At 52.2% G+C, this 16,947-nt stretch carries 13 protein-coding genes and 2 pseudogenes; 4 read left to right on the forward strand and 11 right to left on the reverse strand.

Translation table 11 applies throughout. From position 1 onward, the window contains the following. A partial coding sequence (locus G3N93_RS02055) for a GMC oxidoreductase (RefSeq protein WP_241026370.1) occupies positions 1 to 249 on the forward strand: 249 nt, incomplete at its 5' end. A 162-nt stretch (positions 250 to 411) separates the two neighbouring features. Here G3N93_RS02055 and G3N93_RS02060 read toward each other — a convergent pair. From G3N93_RS02060 to G3N93_RS02100, 9 genes are all read right to left on the reverse strand, one after another. Then, positions 412 to 963, reverse strand: a complete 552-nt coding sequence (locus G3N93_RS02060) for a DUF924 family protein (RefSeq protein ID WP_206121431.1) — start codon at positions 961 to 963, stop codon at positions 412 to 414. A gap of 27 nt (positions 964 to 990) precedes the next feature. After that, positions 991 to 2,196, reverse strand: a complete 1,206-nt coding sequence (locus G3N93_RS02065; RefSeq protein ID WP_206121418.1) for a low temperature requirement protein A — start codon at positions 2,194 to 2,196, stop codon at positions 991 to 993. Positions 2,197 to 2,492: 296 nt separating this feature from the next. After that, on the reverse strand, positions 2,493 to 3,869 hold the full coding sequence (locus G3N93_RS02070) for an aldehyde dehydrogenase family protein (protein WP_206121417.1): 1,377 nt from the start codon (positions 3,867 to 3,869) through the stop codon (positions 2,493 to 2,495). Positions 3,870 to 3,966: 97 nt separating this feature from the next. Beyond that, positions 3,967 to 4,233 carry a hypothetical protein gene (locus G3N93_RS02075; protein WP_241026371.1) on the reverse strand — a complete coding sequence of 89 codons (267 nt, stop codon included), beginning with the start codon at positions 4,231 to 4,233 and terminating at the stop codon, positions 3,967 to 3,969. Positions 4,234 to 4,397: 164 nt separating this feature from the next. Further along, positions 4,398 to 5,171: an SDR family oxidoreductase gene (locus tag G3N93_RS02080; RefSeq protein WP_206132211.1), complete on the reverse strand. Its 774-nt coding sequence runs from the start codon at positions 5,169 to 5,171 to the stop codon at positions 4,398 to 4,400. Positions 5,172 to 5,418: 247 nt separating this feature from the next. Beyond that, positions 5,419 to 6,318, reverse strand: coding sequence for an SDR family oxidoreductase (locus G3N93_RS02085; protein ID WP_174985449.1), 900 nt, complete (start codon positions 6,316 to 6,318; stop codon positions 5,419 to 5,421). A 52-nt stretch (positions 6,319 to 6,370) separates the two neighbouring features. Then, positions 6,371 to 7,108 carry an SDR family oxidoreductase gene (locus tag G3N93_RS02090; protein ID WP_174985447.1) on the reverse strand — a complete coding sequence of 246 codons (738 nt, stop codon included), beginning with the start codon at positions 7,106 to 7,108 and terminating at the stop codon, positions 6,371 to 6,373. 214 nt (positions 7,109 to 7,322) lie between these two features. Beyond that, on the reverse strand, positions 7,323 to 8,174 hold the full coding sequence (locus G3N93_RS02095; protein ID WP_241011399.1) for an oxidoreductase: 852 nt from the start codon (positions 8,172 to 8,174) through the stop codon (positions 7,323 to 7,325). Positions 8,175 to 8,436: 262 nt separating this feature from the next. Beyond that, positions 8,437 to 9,867 (reverse strand): low temperature requirement protein A, encoded by a 1,431-nt coding sequence (locus G3N93_RS02100; protein ID WP_206121414.1) that lies wholly within the window; start codon positions 9,865 to 9,867, stop codon positions 8,437 to 8,439. A 392-nt stretch (positions 9,868 to 10,259) separates the two neighbouring features. On the opposite strand from G3N93_RS02100, the gene G3N93_RS02105 reads away from it, so the two are divergent. Then, complete coding sequence (locus tag G3N93_RS02105; protein WP_206121413.1) at positions 10,260 to 11,618, forward strand: AraC family transcriptional regulator; 1,359 nt, start codon at positions 10,260 to 10,262, stop codon at positions 11,616 to 11,618. 701 nt (positions 11,619 to 12,319) lie between these two features. Here G3N93_RS02105 and G3N93_RS42385 read toward each other — a convergent pair. Then, a pseudogene (locus G3N93_RS42385) lies at positions 12,320 to 13,158 on the reverse strand (transposase). Between the two features lie 1,151 nt (positions 13,159 to 14,309). Here G3N93_RS42385 and G3N93_RS02120 point away from each other — a divergent pair. Next, entirely contained in the window at positions 14,310 to 15,644 is a 1,335-nt protein-coding gene (locus tag G3N93_RS02120) for a sigma-54 dependent transcriptional regulator (RefSeq protein ID WP_206121429.1), read from the forward strand. Positions 15,645 to 16,051: 407 nt separating this feature from the next. After that, a complete protein-coding gene (locus tag G3N93_RS02125; RefSeq protein WP_206121410.1) occupies positions 16,052 to 16,432 on the forward strand; it encodes a transposase in 381 nt (126 codons plus the stop codon). Here the strand turns inward: G3N93_RS02125 and G3N93_RS02130 are convergent. Continuing rightward, a pseudogene (locus tag G3N93_RS02130) lies at positions 16,424 to 16,853 on the reverse strand (biotin carboxylase N-terminal domain-containing protein); the annotation flags it as partial. The gene G3N93_RS02125 and the pseudogene G3N93_RS02130 sit on opposite strands and share 9 nt — an antisense overlap. Between the last annotated feature and the right edge of the window lie 94 nt (positions 16,854 to 16,947).

Raw genomic sequence — 16,947 nt, forward strand, 5'->3', positions numbered from 1 at the left:
ACCCTTACGCACCCGGTTGGCACGTGCGGTATGGGCGCGGCCGGCGATGCAGGGGCCTGCGTCGACACACATGTGGGGGTGCGCGGAGTGAGTGGCTTGCGGGTGGTCGACGGCTCGGCGATCCCGCGCATCATCCGCGGGCCGACCAATGCGTTGATCATGATGATGGCCGAACGCGCGGCGGACTTCATAACGAGGAAAGTCGTACCCAAGTCAAAAACGCAAACTCGAGTCAAGGCAATGATGTAGAAAGTCGGACAGGGATCCCGTGCGTGGCTGCCCTGTCCCCTGCACTCAAATCGAGACGGAACAGAGTTGGCCACCCGACAATCCTGGCAATGGTGCAACTTCAGAATGCTTTATCAAGCGCTCATATCAAATGGCATACGTGGCCGGTTTTCAAGACCCATCTCAACCTGAAAACCCACCGTCCGCCAGATATTTTGCCTCTTCGGGCGTAGTCTGGCGCCCTAAAAGCGGATTCCTGTGCGGGAAACGACCGAACCGTTCGATAATATCAAAATGCCCCAATGCGTGCGAATACCATGGCTGCCCCAGTCTTTCATTAAGCTTTACAGATATGCGCTGATCAGAAATTTCTTCTGAATGCGCGAATGGTAGACAAAAGAACAGGCGGAGCGGTTTCTCCACCGCCGCCATTTGGTCACGGACGTACGCAAGCGTCGCGAAATGTCGCGCAAGACCATCGGTCGCATACATATGCGCAGTTCCACGAAAAGCATTACGGGGAAACTGGTCAGTCAGTATTATCAGCGCCAATAATCCATACGCATTACTTTGCCAGTCATCGAGTTCGCGTCGGGCAGCGGCATAATGAGCATCGACAAAACGTTGTCTAAAGCGATTATCAAAAGACGCATCTTTTGCAAACCATAATGACGGACCGGCCTCTCTCCAGAAGGAAATTACATCCAATATTGAAAGCACTTCCGAGGAGTACATCATATTTGATTTTTCAAAACTTTGGGTTCAATCATGCTCCAGCAAGTTCGAACCATCTTGAGAAGCATATTGTTGGCGACCAACCCGCGTTTCCCACCACGACGCAACCAATAGAACAACGGTTGTAGCCCACCCCATTTCCAGCGTTCCCAGGTCACCGAAACAGATTGCCAAACCGCCAAGAGCTATCGCAGATGCAATGTGCGAACGGGGTATGACACCGTAAACAATTCGCTTGTAAATGGCACTGCCAAGTATGTAAATCGCGGGACCTGCCACCAGAGCAATTGTATAAGCAAACTTAGATCGCGTATCGGGATACGTCAACACAAGGTCATTTCCGACTGCCGTGACGATTATCCCGGCGACAAGAATCGCATGCACATAATGAAAATAGGCCCCCATTCTCCCGGGGTCGTTGGAATGGGCAATCGCAGCGCTCGCGTCTTTGCTCGAAGTACCGAAATAGAGCCACCACATAGCAAGTGCGCCAACGAAAGTGCTGAGGAAAGCGGAGAGCGTTTCAATTTTCCACATCGACTCTCCGCTCAGGGAAGCACCCGTCGCTAGTACCGCCTCCCCTAGCGCGACGATGACGAACAACTGGCAACGTTCCGCCAGATGCCCGCCCTCAATGGTCCAGTCGCGTGTATGAGAACGTCCGAGGATCGGCAGAGCGAAACCAAACATCGGTGACACATACTCACACAACACAGCAGCAAGCCATAGAATTGTCCGTGTCTCGCGTTCCGCCAACCCACCAGCCAACCAAAGCACGGCGGATATGGAAACCCAACCGAGCATTCGCTGATAGTTTGCTGACAACGCATGGTCTCGCTCCAGACGAATCACGATAAACGCGGTTCTGCCTACTTGCATCGACGTGTATGCACCAGCAAACAGAAGACCGCGCGTGCCGAATGCATCCGGAATTGCGGCTGCCATTATCAGACCGCCCAGCATCGTGGCAAAGATCAGGCGGCGAATTGCCGGGCGCTCGGGATCAAACCAATTTGTCACCCAACAAGTATACTGCCAGCCAAGCCAGACCGAAAACCATAGAATAAGCGTCTGGAGCGCGCCCGTGAGCGTGAGGTGATGCAGTAGTGAATGACTCAACTGCGTTACGGCAAACACGTACACTAGATCGAAGAATAATTCCTCGTACGTAACGCGCGCGTGTTGCCCGTTACGTTTGCGCATGAGCGGATGCCCGCTAGATTGAATACTCATAGCGCATCACCCATTCACTTTCGTAGGAATAGCAAAGCTATAGCCACAGCAATCGCGGCTGGAATACTAAACACAATCGCAAGTACTGGCAATTCTTCGCGGACACCATAACCGGCTCGATGCACTCCTACCCAAAGATTGGCCAGCGACAACACAGCCCAGGATGGTATAAAAACTAGCGCCGCAACGCTAAGTTCTGCGACATGTGCCCCCCAAAGTCGACCAAACAACAAAAATACTATCAACAGCAAAATTCCAGCGAAAATTGTCCAAACTGTATGCATCGCGCCCCCTTATCAGGCAAATACACTGAGCATCTTTCCGATGTCCTTTCCTTTGTATGGCGGAAATACGTCGAGCACCGAATCGGGATTTCCAATCAGCATAGCCTTTGTATTGCTAAGAGCGTCGAATCCAGCTTTACCATAGTATTTTCCCATTCCACTGTTACCAACGCCGCCAAATGGCAAACTATCGATCCAGCAATGTAGGTTAGTCTGATTTACGCAACCGCCACCAAACGAGAGCGCATTGAGTACGTAGTCGATATTTTTTTGTGTTTTACTGAAAATGTAGCAGGCTAGCGGTTTAGGCTTGCGTTTAATAATACCCACGATTTCCCGAAGGTTGCTGTAAGGCAGCACGGGCAACACCGGACCAAAAACCTCCTGTTGCATGGCTGGATCGTCCCACGTTGATGGATACAGCAATGTAGGTTCGACGTAACGGGCGGCGACGTCAAAACGCCCGCCGTGCACAACTTTATCTGCGAGAATGTAAGATGCGACGCGTTCCGCGTCATGTTCGCTAATCATCCGCGCGAAATCAGGACTTCGCTGCGGATCGTCCCCGTACATTCTCCGGATCGACGCCTTGAGGCGCGTGAGAAAGGCGTCTGCCACCGATTCGTGCACATAGACATAGCCCGGCGCGATACACCATTGCCCCGAAATTGCATTGTGTCCCCATGCAACTCGGTCGGCGGCGATGTCGAGGTTCGCGGTTTCGTCAATAATGCATGGATTCTGCCCACCAAGCTCGAGCAGGACAGGAGTTAGATGTTCGGCGGCTGCGCGCATCACGACCTTCCCCACCGCGGAGCTTCCGGTGAAGAAGATGAAGTCAAACGGAAGTTCTAGCAACGCGCTAATTTCCTGCCTCCCGCCCGTCACAACTGCAACGTCTTCGGATCCGAAGTATGACGGCACCAGTTTGCTGAGCAGCGCGGCCGTAGCCGGTGTCGTGTTGGCCGGCTTCAAGACGACCGTGTTGCCAGCGGCAAGTGCCGCGATAGCCGGATCTAGAAGCAGCAGAATCGGCGCATTGAACGGCCCAATGACCAGCGTCACACCGTACGGTTCCTTGTAGACCATCCCTTCGTTTCCATCGCCCTCCAATGCGGATGGAATCGCGACCTTCTGAGGCGCCATCAGTTCGCGCAAATGATTGCGGTAGTACTGAATCACACCAGTTGGCACGGAGATCTCGAAGAGCTGCTCGAACGGTGGCTTGCCAAAATCCTGGTAAAGAGCCTCACACAACTCGTCTTGATTCTCCCGCAGCATTCGCTCCATCTGATCGAGCTGCTGAATGCGCCATTCGTAGGTCTTGGTAACGTCCGAATCAAAACGCGCACGCTGCGCGTCGAGCACCGCCTGGTATGGATTCGACATGATCGTAATCTCTTGAAGTTGAAGCTAACGTCACGTGCGCCGGACTACGGTGTGTAACGTAACCACATAAATTGCGGGATTGCCTGCGTTCGTCTGCTCAGGCTTGCCCGATGTCGAGGCGAGAAACCAGACCCTCTGCGTCGATCGAAAACTTGAAGTACGTATTGAAATCACCCCATTTATCCGAGTGAAATCGCCCGAAGACCTCGAGACCGTCATTCTCGACCCGATCAATTTTCGTAAACCGCTCCGAACCAATCGCTTCTCGATTGAACGCAGACAAATCACGGGGACTGCCATCGTCATACATTTCAGCGCCTTCGGCGACCAGCGCCTGCCATCCGGCTCTGTCGCCTTGTTGCAAGCCTTCCGGGTCTGTGACCTGTGTGAAAGGCTTCGATTGCTTTCGTGACAGCGGGATGAGGCGGTGTGCGGGGGTCCATACTGCCAGTCGAAGCCGGAGGATCGACAAACGGCCGGCGTGGGCCAAAGGCCGCCCATACCGAACGCGTCGTGGACGATGCCGAGTTACTTGGTCGTATGCCCGCCGTTGATTAGGATCGTTTGGCCGGTGATCCACCAGCCGTCGGAGACGAGATGGCGAATGAACGGCACCACATCCTCGATATCCGTGAGCCCGGTTTTCGAGAACTTCGAGAGCGCAGCCGCCGTCTTGTGATACGCTACCGCGTCAGCACCCTCCTCCGGATAGAAGAAAGGCGTATCCATCGGGCCCGGGCCGACAGCATTGACCGAAATCCCTCGTTCGCCGTATTCCTTTGAAGCTGCACGCGTGTAATGCTCAACCGGAGCCTTCGTCCCCGCATATGCAGCGTAAAACGGGGTATACGCCCCGAGCAGTGCTGTGACTAGCGTGACAATCTTGCCATTGTCATTTACGTGCTTACCCGCTTCACGCAAGAAAAAGAACGAGGACTTCGCGTTGACTGCACTCATCTGGTCATACTCCGCTTCACTGATTTCAGTGAACGGCTTCTTGAGAACCTTACCTACAGTATTGATCGCGATATCAGGGCGGCCGACGGTAGCGACAGCATCGGCGAACAGATTCTCCATTGCACTGGCGCTCGTCAGATCCGCCTGAAATGCAACCGCCTTTGCACCGGCGGCCTTGATGTCGGCAACAGTCTTGTCGGCCTCCGCCTTGGAGCTCGCGCTGTTGTAGTGAATCGCAACTGCCTTCGCACCATGTTTTGCCAGATCACGCGCTATTAGCCCGCCAAGGTTCTTCGCGCCTCCGGCAATCAATACTGTCTTACCTTTGATTTCGTGGTTCGCCATTTCGTTCTCCAGAGTCGACAAACGCGCAACGCGTTCGTCAGATTTAGAAATTCACGCCCAGTGGTTCCAAACTCCTAGCTAGAAATATCCTGCATGAGCTTCGGAAAGTTTCCGTAATGCTTTCGCTCTTTGACGCCAATCTAGCGCTCGCATTTAACTACCACGTTTACTTGCAATAGGAGCTCAGCGCGACCAACTCGATCCACCCTATATCACCGAGCCCCCTTGCTTCGGCAAATATGCCGGCTCACTCCTTGGCGCGAGGCTTTAAAAGATCAGAGAGCCCGACGCGATGCAGCATCTCGGCACGGACACGATCGAGGACGGCGAACCCGACGGCTGCTCCGTCTTGAGTCGGATCGATATGCACCCGGAAAGGCCTCTTCCCGAAGGGCATGCCGACGATATCGACAATGGCTTGCGCCACTTCCCCAACATCGGCGTCTGCCGGTACGATTTCTGCGAATGCTTTCAGTACCTGGTCGCCGAAACCGGGATATGGACCGGCGTCATATTCTGCGGCGCGAGCGTCATCCGCCGGTGCCCCTGCGTGGGCAAAATGGTTCGTGCCGCCGGTGAACGCACCAGGTACTACGATTGACGTCTCGATGCCCCAACGGGACAGTTCGCGTGCATACTGCACCGCAATAGAGTCCATCGCGGCCTTTGCGGCAAAGTACGGCGCCAGATATGGAGGCGTGCCCCCTGCCGAGCTGCTGCTCGATACCCATATCAGCAGGCCTTCTCCCACTTTCCGCATATGCGGGAGTACCGCGCGATTTACACGTTGCGTGCTCAGCACATTGACGTCATACAAGTGAGCGTATTGCTCGGGTGTGAATGCTTCCGCTGGTCCGAACACCATATGGCCTGCGTTGTGCACCAAAACATCGAGTTGGCCGACCTCACCGACGACCTGCGCAACCCCAGCATCGACAGAATCTTGTGACTGGACATCGACCTCAACCGTCCGCAGATCGACATCATGCTCTTTTGAGTACGTCGCCATTTGCTCAACAACAGGGGCATTGCGACCCTTTGTATCGCGCATCGACGCGTAGACTGTATGTCCCGCCCGCGCTAGCGCCTCAGCTGCCAGACGGCCGAATCCGCTGGATGCCCCAGTAATCAGTATAGTCTTGCTCATGATGATGTTCCTTGATAATCGAGAGGGATCGGTCAGCGAAATGAGGCTTCACTCAAACCATTCCGCCATTACTGCGCAGGACTTGCCCGTTGATCCAGCCACCATTCGGGCCTGTTAAAAAGCTTATTGCATTAGCAATGTCGTCCGGTGTTCCAAGTCGTTCGAGCGGATTCATTTTCGACATGCGCTCAATTAACTCCGGCGACTTCCCATTCAGGAAAAGCGCGGTGGCTGTCGGACCAGGCGCCACTGCATTGACAGTAATCGAGCGCCCTCTCAGCTCTTTCGAGAGGATACCGGTCATGGCTTCGACTGCTGCCTTTGTGGCTGTGTACACGCCATAAGTCTCCGGCTTGAGTCCGACCACGCTGCTCGAAAGATTGATGATTCGACCACCATCGCGAATCCGACGCGACGCTTCGCGGAGTGTGTTGAACGTGCCCTTCAGATTGACGGCGATCTGGCTATCAAAAAGCGCATCATCGCTCTCCGATAGTAGCGCCAGCTTCATGATGCCCGCATTGTTTACAAGTACATCAACGCCGCCATACGTGGCATCAGTAACGTCAAAAAGCCGTGCCACATCTGTCGCGTCGCCCACATCAGCTTGTACCGCGATCGCCCTTCCACCGGCCCGCTCAATATCACCTGCAAGCTCCTCAGCCTCCGCTGCCTTGCCTGCGTAGTTGATAACAACAGAAAATCCGTCCTCGGCGAGACGCCTAGCAATTGCTGCTCCAATGCCCCGCGATGCGCCGGTAACAACTGCCACTTGAGATTTAGTACTCATGATGCTCTCCATAAACGTCAGCTTCTATTACATCGCGCCGCGGCTGACCAAAAAATTTCAGTGGTATTTCAGAGCGTTTAATTCACGTATCAAATAACGCACTCAGCACCCTCACGCCGACAATGACCCTTACCAAAACTACGGGATCCAAATATTAAGGAGTCCAATTTATCAAATTGTAACCATCACGCGATCAACCTTAACCTCCTCTCGATCAATCTCGTTGCGTCGATCGCGACACTTCCTCCCATTCGCGAATTTCGTTCTCGATCGATTCTGCCCGAGCGAGCATGGTTCCCACCGCATCTGCACCAAGTGCGAAATGCACCGGCGGGTTCTTGGATTTCATAAGCTTAATGATCGCTTTCGCCCCCTTATGAGGAACGTTTGGCTGCTTCCCTTGAAGCTGACCAATAAAACCACGAAACTGGCCCGCCGGCGTATCCGCATAGTCGTCGATTCGATTCGATGCGTACGCCAAAGAGCGACCTGCAAATTGCGTCTCAAAGATGCCAATCGTCAAAATCGTCACATGAATTCCTAAAGGCGCGAGTTCGCCAGCAAGCGCTTCGCCGAGCACGCAGGTGGCCGATTTGGCTGCCGCGTAAACTCCCAACCCGGGGTACCCTGCGAACCCAGCAATCGACGAGAACTGGACGATATGCCCCGACTTCTGGCGACGCATAGTAGGCAACACCGCCTGAATCAACCGAAGCCCCCCGAAGAAATTTACGTCAAAGATTCGGTGGGCGTCCGCCTCAGTCGTTTCCTCTACGGCGCCAACCGTGCCAACACCGGCGTTGTTCGCCAGTACATCGATACGACCAAACCTATCGAGTACTTGTCGGACACCGGTTGCAACCGCTTCAGAGTCGGTGATGTCCATCAAGAGACCAAAAGCACGACCAGGAGCCAGCCGCTCAAACTCGCCGACCTGCTCCGAGCTGCGCACCGTGCCAGCGACGTTCGCACCTTCCGCCAGCAGCTGTTGAGCCAGTTCACGCCCAAGACCAGATGACACACCCGTAACCAGCACAACCTTTCCATCCATAGTCGAATCGCTCATTGTGACTCCATCCCATATGAGGTTTTGAGGTGACACGAGTGTAACGAGAGTCAAGCCGCCAACGAAGAACCCTAGTCGAGATGAACTATCCACGAATTGCGAACAATCGCCTCCTTGTTTGCACCTTGGGCTCTTGGCACTGAGCCACAGTTGCCGCCCCAGCGATAATTGTCCCGATCGTCGCTGACACCTCTACTAAATTCGGCGTACCAGTCGCCTCGCAATTAAATAAGTATTCAATCTCACACCGGCAATTATCGTTTTACGAAAAGATTCGCTCCACCATTACTCGACGTCGGTTCGCAATTCTTGATTCGAACCAGACGGTGACCGAAAGCATGCTCATTAAAATAAACGAAAACCACCATTTTTCCGCCCACCCAACCATAATTCCAGCAACAAGGGCGGAAACAATCATTATGTAACAAATTGACCTCGATTTATAGATCAACCATTTATACAACCAGCCTCCTACCATATAAAGCATCAATCCGATCGAGAACCAGATTGGCGGCGCAAAACCAATACCAGTATTATCATTGGCAACCGAAACACCTCCCCCAATCCCAGCAACAACAATTCCAGACACCATAATTTCATGAATCCGATTAATGGCGGAAGCATCAAGCCTCGGTCTCGCTGAATAACAGATAAAGCCCGTAGCATCGCTTTTTGGAATATCGAAATACAGCGCCCACATAGCCATCACTGCGACGACCGATCCCACGAATGTCACAACGCCTTCTATGCTTCGGTGTTTCGTGTTATCCAGCACCGCCACAGCTGAAACTATCGCCGTTGCGAAGGCCACTATCGTCAGCAACTGGTAACGCTCGATGAAATTTCGATTTAATTCCCTCCATCCACCCCTCTTTACGAATTCGCAATCCGACATCTTCCAACCGGAGTTTATTGGAGCAACCTCGTAAATAGCTGCAATAGCCCACCAAATCGCTCGAGTGTCGCGACCAATGGTGCCACCGATAATCCAGAAAATAGGGGTCACAAATGCCCACTTCAATGCCCACCCGCCCTCTGAATTTTCTGAATTTGTCTCGCTCACAAGTCGAAAAGACAGTGCAATTCTCGAAATTTGAAACAGCACATAGAAGAAGACAAATCTAGAACAGTCCATCTCCAAAGCGTTCGAAATTTCTATTGCGGCAACCAAGCAAATCGGTATTAATACAATTCCCGAACCGCGCCACAGTTTCGCCTCAACCTTAATCGGCCCAACGACCCATTCGGCGTAACGCCACTCACGCCATGTGGTTACGCATAAAATTACTGAAATTATGGCACCATTCCACGTAAGATTTCTCTGCAGTGCATGACCGATTTGTATAAGCGAAAATACCAACATCAAATCAAAAATAATGTTGCTTCCGATCATTTGAATATAACGTTCGCCACCCACTCCTAACAATCTATGTATGTTTTGCTTGATACCCATGCAGACCTTCCAATCACCTACGCGAATCCGAAAAATCGCACCGGAATCCACACGGCCGCCCCACTTCTCGTTCAGAACAATGATGAATTTGGTTGAGTCCGATTTCCCTCCACAAAATATCCGAAACAAATCATGCCGCCTCATTAAAAATGAAAAATGGTTGGCATTGATGCAATTGCTCGACGCTGCCGCCCCTCGTTTCATCATTTCGTCACTTAATTGCCCGAGGAATTTATACATCGACGTTAGACATTCATATGATTAGACATATAGATGAATGCAGGACAAGCTGTTGTTTAGAGATAGTAGTTAACTGACCCGAAAAAACCTTTCAAATTTAGACGCACTAAAAAATGAAAATGTTAATTCGCGACGCTACAGCTGAGATGATGAGGCGGGGCATCGAACTACAGTTTTAATTGTCTGATGTTTCGATGCACCATTCCCCTAATGCAACGCGTCGAACGCCTGTGCGTTTAGTTCGTACCGCGACTGCACCTAGACAATCTTTATAAGATGGAGTCGACAGACTGTGGGATAGTTCACCCAGGTGTAGCGAAACCACACCATCGCGTCTTCAAGAATGCGCTAGCATTGAAGTAAATTGATGATTTCGTGGACCTTCCGGCATCATGAGCGACTACCTTCTCAACAAACATCGCTTCCATAGCTTCGATCCTGACGAAGTTTCCGACTTCATTGGAAGAATCTATGCCGACAATCAGTTTACGGCGCAGCATGCGACACACCGGGAAGTAACCATGACTGGGGTCGAGCGCAATGGTATCGGCATCTATGACGTAGACTATTTGATGCCATTTCACTTCCGGTCGACGGAGACGCGGCCTAACTATCTGTTCCTCTCCTGCCGCCGTGGTCAGGCAAAGTACGAGGGAGGTTCTAGCGACGGGGCCTGTATTCCTGGTGATGTCATGCCTATCTCCTCGTCGGATCGATCGTTCTGCTCGACGGGGCCGGATGGCTTCGGGCACCTCTCTGTGATCATCGATGCCGAGCGGGTCCGTCGCTTCATTGCTCAATGGATTGGCCAGCCTGCAACTGATCCGATCAAGTTCTCGTTGCAACCGATCGCGCCCGAGGTAAGCGCGCAGTGGAACATCGCTGCAAGTTGCCTACGAAGTATGATGAGGATGTCTCCGGTTCCCGATCTGGCAATTGAGGGACTGCTTGAACACATGCTCAAAATTGTCGTTACTGGCCACTTCAGCAACTACAGCGCATTGTTCAATCGCGAATCGTGCACCTCCGACGCTCAAACTGGGGAGGCGATTAGAATGATTGAAGCCTTTCCAATGCACTGGAAGACACTTGGCGCCGTTGCCCATGCACTTGGCGTTCCTAGCGAAGCGCTCGAGCACGGGATACGCAGAGTAAGAGGAAAGTCATATGCGGAGTTGCATGACGACGCCCGCTTTGCACAAGTGAACAAGGCACTTCTGCGTGGGGGCGACACACAGCGTTTCGCTGAAATTTTATTGGCGCATGGATTTTCCATCTCAGTCCGTTTCGTTCGCCAATACGTTCGACGCTTTGGCGAACCGCCAAGCTCGACTTATCGCCGAAACCCCAACGCGGTGGATTACCCCTCGAGTCCAACAAGCCGCACATTTGAAGAATTTAGCCGAGAAACTATTAATCAGTTCATCGATCAATCATTAGAGAGCAAGCTTGACACAAGTGAAGTCAGTCGATTTTTAGGAATGAGCGAACGCGCGACTGTCGAGGCGTTCAAAATTCAGTTCGCCCGGACACCAAAACAATACGTGATAGAAAGGCGGCTCGAGCGCGCTCGATGGCTTCTAGAAAACACATCCGACAGTATTTTATCAATTGCCATGAACTGCGGATTTGGAACTCAAAGCTACTTGGCTACTGCCATCAAGCATCAGTTTGGCGCAACGCCAAGCGAAATTCGACGCGCCGCTTATTCCGGACGCACGGCGAAAAATGATGACAGGGTAACCGACTAGGAAATTTCGAATAAATATCTCCGACGATAAATGCCCTGTCGGATGAATAGTCATAAAAATAACGATAAATTCCTTTTTTTCAAGCCCCCTCTTAAATTCATGAAGTCTGGTCGGCAAATAAACATCTAGGCAGATATAACTAGAGTTGGGGTGCCGACGCCTTCTACTTTCTTGCCGCGGCAAGGAGTTTGGCACAATCTGATTGACACATCACCGTTACATGGGCAGCAATGTACGCTTCTGCTGCGAATGCGGACAAGGACGCGTCTGTCCACATTCCATTCTCGACGTCCTCGATCCTGCTCAGTTTGATCGACGAGTTTTGGGATAATGACACGGTTAGCGAAACTGATCGAATGACCTCCTCCCATCGAGCCCACCCGCATAGCTCCCAGACAACGACTCGCACTTCACGCGCAACGTGGAAAACCTTGAGCCCGAGATTGCAACCCGCATCCGCGGCTATCGGACCGCTACGCGAATCCGGCCGACTCCACCGCAATCCTCTCCCTCGAATGAGAAGAATCTCCTGCCTTTGCTGACAGTTCCGAACGCTCCTGCCTTAAACTGAATTACACCTGCTGGGCGGTTCCAGAGAAAATATTCAGTAGCATGTTCGCTCTGCGGTTTAAGTGAGCACCTATATACGGCGTTGTGCTTAAATTGGGCGTGACGACAAGGCAAGGCCAATGTTCTTGATTTCATCGGATGTGACGGGATTGCGGACGTTGCAAAGTCCGCCATGCGGTTGAACCCGCCCGTGCGAATGGCGACCTCGGTCGCCTTTGATTCGATGCGCCGCACCCACCGGCAATTTTCCCGTGAGCGTCTTGTAGCGATACATTCCGTTTTCCGCGAGCGAGCGCCGATGGTAGCCGCTCTCCTTCTTCCATTCGCGACGAACGCATCGCGCGATCGCACTGACTGCGTCGTTACACTACATCCCGCCCGAAGTATTTGCCGGCTGACGAGCAGCGCCTTCGCTCAGCTGAATCAAGGGCGTTGCGCTGCACCAGGGGATCACGGCATGCCAAGGTTTGGTGTCGTAGGCCCCGTCCCGCCGACGACATTTAGTCGTTCGTCGCCCGGAATCTGACCGAGCAGTTCGGCCAAGTCGCCACCATCGTTGACATTCTGATGCGTCAACAGCATAGCACGCACCTGACCGGTATCCGGGTCGAGCCTGAGATGCACTAGTGCGATGTGCCACGCTCCCAATAACCATGCTTGCGCGCCGTCCAATCGTCGTCGCCAACGATCTGCAGCTGGACTTCTATCGCTTGTGTGCGGCGGCCCGCCTACGTAGTTAAGCACGAGCAAGGTGGCGAAAGCTATCTCGAGCAGGCCTTGCGAGAAGCCTTGCAACAAACGCGGCGACATACGGTACACGGTCCTGAGGCCCGGCGGCGCTTGGATCAGCGTCGCGGTACAGACAAGAACGGCCAAGCGCCGGCTCGGCATCTAATATGTTTGTAAGTGCGGCTTAATCGACCCTCATCGTGACGTTACCTCAGTTGATCGGGCGAGCGTCGTAGGCCAATCAGTTCCTGATACGGTAGCGCGCCCTCGATTCGCTCCTCTTGCGCTAGTTCCTGCGCGTCGTGTCGAAGCAAGAAATCGAAAATCTGCGCGGGAACCCGCATTGTTGACAGGGTCGCCGCACCCGCCATTGCGCGTCAACAACTATTGCTCCCCTTGCTCGCCCGATTCATGCAACGACGCCTCCATTTACATACTAGAACACAGATAGCTTGATTGAGACAGGATCGATACGTTCTTCTCAGAGCGCGTTCAAACGCCCATTAATAAAATGGGACATATTTATTACAAAACGTCAGGGTTTTATATTTCACAAATTTCTAAAATGTCCGCCGCGCGTAGTGCTTTACCTTTTCTACAAACAATTACCACAATTGAAAATGACAAATATGTATCCAACCTACATCATCCCTATCGAATTCTGCTTTAATTGGTTAACACGCGATGCGTGGCGATTACATCCTACGATTGCAAACGACCTACGACCGTGAGGCGTGCATGAAGCCGATACAGAATATTGGGGACCAGACAACGATTGCGAAACAGCAATCGAGCCGATTATCGCGAATTCTTCTTAGGCAACCTCCTCCGGTTCGATGCGGGGATATACGAATCAGATTTCCCACTATTTCTGGACCTGCTCGACAGGGAGGAATCTGCTCCTACGATTTGAAGTCTCTCGGGCGAATCGAAACGATACGTTGAATCATTAACCTCGGATTCGAACCGATCATAGATGATCATGAGCGCTCTTCTCATAATTTCTAAAATTCCTGTCGAAATCTTGGATCTACGATCATTGTTCTCCGTCGACTTCACTTGCTCGGGATATAGCGACCAACAAGTAAATAGTGTGACGAACAAGTTTGAGTATGTAACGCGGCGCCGATGGCACCAAACATTCATCGCCTCACTTTCCAAGGCGCTAAAATTAGCGTGCACGAATTGCAATACGTCACACCATTTTTACGATTACTTAAAATTACAACACAACTCACTCCCTACTTGCGAAGCTCATTGAAAAACGAACCACACCGAATCACCGCAACCGGCCACCCAAATCAACGAAAATATTTAATTTTTAATAACATCATAAAAATATCTAGAAATCAAAAAACACCATACCCAAAACCTCAACAAAGAGATATTAAAATGCCGGGCACGACAAAACCAAGAGAAGTAATCTATTGGACAAAAAAACCAGACACCTCATTAATCAAAGAACTCTCCAGAAATGACTGGAAAGTCGTACTTATCGAAGATTCAAGCAAAATAAATAGAATAGAGAAATCCACCAAAGGAGGGATATTAGATCTACAAAACTCAACAGCCGATGAACTGGTCGAAATTGATGAATTTTGCTTGGAATTTGATAATGTTGGATGGGTCGCGATTATCGATAAGCAACAGTCGATAGAAACAACTGTCTTGAACATAATAAAAACCCATTGTTTCGATTACATCACCATACCAACCAAAAATCAGGAAATCATCGAAACCGTCGGACGCGCATATGGAATGGAGCGCTTATTTTCACAAGACATCTCAAATTATCATCATTCAAAATTCGGCATGATTGGAGCAAGTAATCCCATGTTGAAATTATTTAACTACATCTACAGGATGGCCAAAAGTGACGCGCCAGTACATATCTATGGCGAAACAGGTACGGGCAAGGAATTAACTGCGTCGGCCATACATCAATGCTCTTCCCGTGTCTCGCAACCGTTTGTCGCATTAAATTGCGGGGCAATTCCACCTCATCTCTTGCAGTCTGAGTTGTTTGGATATGAACGGGGAGCGTTCACTGGCGCGTCCGCCTCGAAGATTGGGCTTATCGAAACTGCCAACCACGGGACATTGTTTCTCGATGAAATCGGCGACTTGCCGCTAGAAAGCCAAGTGAGCTTGCTACGCTTTCTCCAGAATGGCAATATTTTTCGTTTGGGTGCGACGCGCCCCATTTCGGTAGATGTTCGGATTGTGACGGCGACTCACGTTGATCTCGAGAAAGCATCACAAGAAGGAAACTTTCGTACCGATTTATATCATCGGCTATGCGTTTTACGAATTGAACAACCGACGCTACGCGCGCGAGGAAAGGATATCGAACTTCTAGCACATCATGTAATCAATCAGTTTCGAGGTGATGGAAGTGGACGTGTTTATGGGCTATCTCCGGATGCCATTGCCGCCCTTCATAGTTACGAATGGCCGGGTAATGTACGGGAGCTGATCAATCGGATCCGTCGCGCACTTGTCATGACGAATCGCCGATTCATTACCGCCGGTGATCTTGAACTTGACAAGACCGCAATCGAACCTCAATCCACTCCTGTCACGCACAAATCCGTAACGCGCGAGATGATCGAAAATAAACTGATAGAAAATGGTGGCCTTGTATCAAGGGCCGCCCGCGAACTTGGCGTGTCACGGGCCACACTGTATCGGTGGATGGAATTATACGCTATCGAACGAACGAGTTGATAATATCGAATATTTGGGTGATGTTTTCAATTCAACCTCTCGCAGAAACATTTCCGCAGCGACACTTGCGCAACCACCGCTCGCGCAATTGAATGGTCACACGCTTACATCCGTGACCATGTCGATGAGGAACACCCCGGGAGAAGGTAGCGTGACGTTCGGTGACCGGGGATTAATGTCGCGCCCGGTAAGAAAGTGGAGTTGGTGGGAACTCTCTCTGACTCTCTGGCTGTCGGCACCGACCGACGTATACCAGCAATGGCAGCGCACTGAAGCCGCAGGAGCCGACCGGCGCTCATTCTCTCCGCGGTCGATCATCTCGGATGAAGTCATGTTCGTAAGCGCAAGACCAGTACGGTCTAGGAGCGTTCGATGACGAATGCCATGATTTCCGGCGAAGGACGCGAATGACCGTCGTGCCCACGATAGGAGTTGTAGACGGAGTGACTCAGACAGTCGAGATCCCGTCAAAACAGCAAACTCGCCGACACCCAACCGAATGGAAGCGGACCATCGTCGCACTGACTTTCGAGCCCGGCGCGTCGGTCGCCCGTCTTGCTCGCGAGAACGGCATCAATGCCAATCAGGTGTCGGCGTTGCGTCGCCTCCATGCGCAAGGCCCGCTAACGGATGAGGCGCGTCCAGAGACAGCAATGTTACCGGTTGTCGTCAGCGATTCCTCTTTGCCACCCGCTCAGCCATCGATAGCGATTGAGGAGCCAGCCGCGACTGACATGCCATTCGGCTCAATCCAGATTCGACACGGTAAAACGTCGATTCGTATCTAGGTCGCTCTCGCTCTCACTCTCGAGCACCCGCGTCCCGCGCCCGCCGCCCCAGCTCGCCTTCAGTATCAGCGGATAGCCGACTTCTCCAGCCTGATTCTCGCATGCGGTGAGATCGTCCGGCAGCGGCGCGGTCGCGGGCATCACCGATACGCCGGCGGCGATCGCCGCGTTTCGCGGCCACGTTGTTGCCAAGCGTGCGCATCACGTCCGGCGACGGGTCGACCCTGCGGATGCCCTCATCGATTTACCGTCTGCGCGAATTCCGGGGTCTCGGACGGGAAGCCATAGCCGGGGTGAATCGCGTCGACGTTGACCTGCCGTGCGACGCCCAGGATGCCGTCGATGTCGAGATGCGCGGCGAGCGGCTTCTTGCCTTCTCCGATCAGGTAGCATTCGTCACCGCGAAGCGATGCACCGCCAGGCGGTCTCCCTTCGATTAGATCGCCACCATGTGGACGTTCAGCTCGGCAGCGACACGGGTCACGCGAATCGAGATTTCCGAATGGTTCGCAATC

It is taken from the genome of Burkholderia sp. Se-20378 (assembly GCF_017104665.1).
Lineage (GTDB): Bacteria > Pseudomonadota > Gammaproteobacteria > Burkholderiales > Burkholderiaceae > Burkholderia > Burkholderia lata.

Coding starts and splice junctions, on each gene's coding strand:
- G3N93_RS02060 (WP_206121431.1), bottom strand. CDS start 963: ATGTACTCCTCGGAAGTGCTTTCAATATTGGATGTAATTTCCTTCTGG.
- G3N93_RS02065 (WP_206121418.1), bottom strand. CDS start 2,196: ATGAGTATTCAATCTAGCGGGCATCCGCTCATGCGCAAACGTAACGGG.
- G3N93_RS02070 (WP_206121417.1), bottom strand. CDS start 3,869: ATGTCGAATCCATACCAGGCGGTGCTCGACGCGCAGCGTGCGCGTTTT.
- G3N93_RS02080 (WP_206132211.1), bottom strand. CDS start 5,171: ATGGCGAACCACGAAATCAAAGGTAAGACAGTATTGATTGCCGGAGGC.
- G3N93_RS02085 (WP_174985449.1), bottom strand. CDS start 6,318: ATGAGCAAGACTATACTGATTACTGGGGCATCCAGCGGATTCGGCCGT.
- G3N93_RS02090 (WP_174985447.1), bottom strand. CDS start 7,108: ATGAGTACTAAATCTCAAGTGGCAGTTGTTACCGGCGCATCGCGGGGC.
- G3N93_RS02095 (WP_241011399.1), bottom strand. CDS start 8,174: ATGAGCGATTCGACTATGGATGGAAAGGTTGTGCTGGTTACGGGTGTG.
- G3N93_RS02100 (WP_206121414.1), bottom strand. CDS start 9,867: ATGTATAAATTCCTCGGGCAATTAAGTGACGAAATGATGAAACGAGGG.
- G3N93_RS02105 (WP_206121413.1), top strand. CDS start 10,260: ATGAGCGACTACCTTCTCAACAAACATCGCTTCCATAGCTTCGATCCT.
- G3N93_RS02120 (WP_206121429.1), top strand. CDS start 14,310: ATGCCGGGCACGACAAAACCAAGAGAAGTAATCTATTGGACAAAAAAA.
- G3N93_RS02125 (WP_206121410.1), top strand. CDS start 16,052: ATGACCGTCGTGCCCACGATAGGAGTTGTAGACGGAGTGACTCAGACA.